Annotated in this window: 3 protein-coding genes; 2 read left to right on the forward strand and 1 reads right to left on the reverse strand. The window is 32.4% G+C overall.

The features are described from left to right. Positions 1 to 59: 59 nt before the first annotated feature. Positions 60 to 482 carry an organic hydroperoxide resistance protein gene (locus NR218_RS12620; RefSeq protein ID WP_002448074.1) on the reverse strand — a complete coding sequence of 141 codons (423 nt, stop codon included), beginning with the start codon at positions 480 to 482 and terminating at the stop codon, positions 60 to 62. A gap of 161 nt (positions 483 to 643) precedes the next feature. Here NR218_RS12620 and aroD point away from each other — a divergent pair, with 161 nt between their 5' ends. Together aroD and NR218_RS12630 are read left to right on the forward strand one after the other, a co-directional pair. Then, the gene (aroD, locus tag NR218_RS12625) at positions 644 to 1,369 is read left to right on the forward strand and encodes a type I 3-dehydroquinate dehydratase (protein ID WP_048761457.1); all 726 of its coding nucleotides are present in this window, start codon (positions 644 to 646) and stop codon (positions 1,367 to 1,369) included. Positions 1,370 to 1,438: 69 nt separating this feature from the next. Next, positions 1,439 to 1,978 (forward strand): nitroreductase, encoded by a 540-nt coding sequence (locus NR218_RS12630; protein ID WP_002448165.1) that lies wholly within the window; start codon positions 1,439 to 1,441, stop codon positions 1,976 to 1,978. The last annotated feature ends 18 nt before the right edge of the window (positions 1,979 to 1,996 follow it).

Below are 1,996 nucleotides of genomic sequence, written 5' to 3' on the forward strand. Positions count from 1 at the left end.
ATGAGGTGTCTCAGGGTTTTTTTAAATTATAAAATTTTAATTTTAAAGAATAATGCTAATTAGTCAACAACTTGAACATTTAAATCTACATCGATGTTGCCACGAGTTGCTTTTGAATATGGACAGAATTCGTGAGCATCTTGTAGATATTTTTCAGCGTCTTCTTGAGATAATACATTTTTAACTTTTGCATCAATAGATACGCTTAATTTTGGACTTTCAGCATTTGGATCATCTTCTAAGCGTACAGTTAAAGTTACCTCAGGTTCTGCTCCGCGAACTTTATTTTGTTTTAAAATAAGGTCATATGCACCATTGAAGCATGAAGCATAGCCAGCTGCGAATAATTGTTCAGGGTTAGTTGCGTTTCCATCTGCTTGTTGTGGTGGTAATACATCTACATTTATTGCATTATCGTCTGTGTGTACGTGTCCTTTACGTCCACCAACGTTTGTTGCTTTAGTTTCATATTGAACTGCCATTATTATTACCTCCTAAATTCGAATATAATTATTGTATACCCAACTAAAACGTTTTAAATCATGATTTGTAAAAATTAACATGAATTTTAAACATTGGCGAGTGTGACATAAATAGTTTAAAATAATATAAAATTGTAAATGGTAAGAAAAGAAGGGATTATATGGCAGAAGTAAAGGTAGCTGCAACCATAGCACCTCAAGATATAATAGATAATGAAACGTTAAATAGTATAAATGATAATCATGCATATATAGATATCATTGAGTTGCGTATAGATCAATGGGAGAGTCATCATCACGAACATTTAATGAAAAACCTTTCACTTCTAAATGAAATAAAGGGTCATTTCAAAATATTGGTGACATATCGCACACTTTCTCAAGGTGGAAAAGGTCAGTTAACTAATAAAGAATATTTACAGTTAATTGAAACAATTTCCTCAATAGATGCATTTCAAATGATAGATATAGAATGGGAGTCAAATATAGATGTTGAGACGCATAAGCGTATTATAGAAAATGCACATCGTCATCAGAAGCAAATAATTGTCTCATATCATAATTTTTTAGAAACGCCACCGTTAGAAGAATTAAAGTTCACATATTATAAAATGCTAAAATTAAATCCTGAGTATGTAAAAATTGCAGTAATGCCTAAGGAAAAAAGGGACGTAGCAACGCTATTAGAAGCAGTAGCTTATACATCTGAAGCGATTTCTCAACAAGTTATTGGGATATCTATGTCTCGTTTAGGATTAGTGAGCCGAACTGCTCAAGGTGTTTTTGGGGGGACAGTGTCATATGGTTGTTTAGGTGAACCTCAAGCGCCAGGACAGATTCATGTTAAAGAACTAAAAAAACAATTATTATTTTACGAAAACATGTAGTATACATTGAAATGTCATCGATATCCGCGTATAATTGATAATAGTTATCAATATAGAGGAGCGATAATTGTGGAATTACAAGAAGTAATTTCTTTAAGAAGAAGTATAAAGAAATTTAAACATGATATGGTTATTAATGATGAAGATGTATTTAAAGCCATAGAACAAGCTACTGACGCTCCTAATCATGGTATGAGAGAACCGTGGAGAGTTATTCATGTTTCTAAAGATAGATTAGGAGATATGAGTAGAGATATTACACGTTTTGCCTTTCCAAATAGTCCGGAAAAACAAGAAGATCATTATAACGCGGTGACAAATTTAGGAGGTATGTTAGTTTTAGTACTTAAAACTGACCCACGACAACGACAAAATCGCGAAAACTTTTTTGCGATGGGTGCATACACTCAGAATCTAATGTTATTACTCTATGAAAAAGGTATTGGTACATGTTGGAAAACGCCATTGTACATCTTTGAACCAAAAGTAAGAAAAGCATTTGGTATTGCTAAAGATGAAGCTATTGCAGGTTTATTGTATCTTACTGATTTAGAAGAGGTTCCACCTAAAGCAAAACGTAAAAATAAACATTTAATCTCAGAATATTAAAGAAACCACACTCAAAAT

It is taken from the genome of Staphylococcus sp. SUC_1.2 (assembly GCF_026222585.1).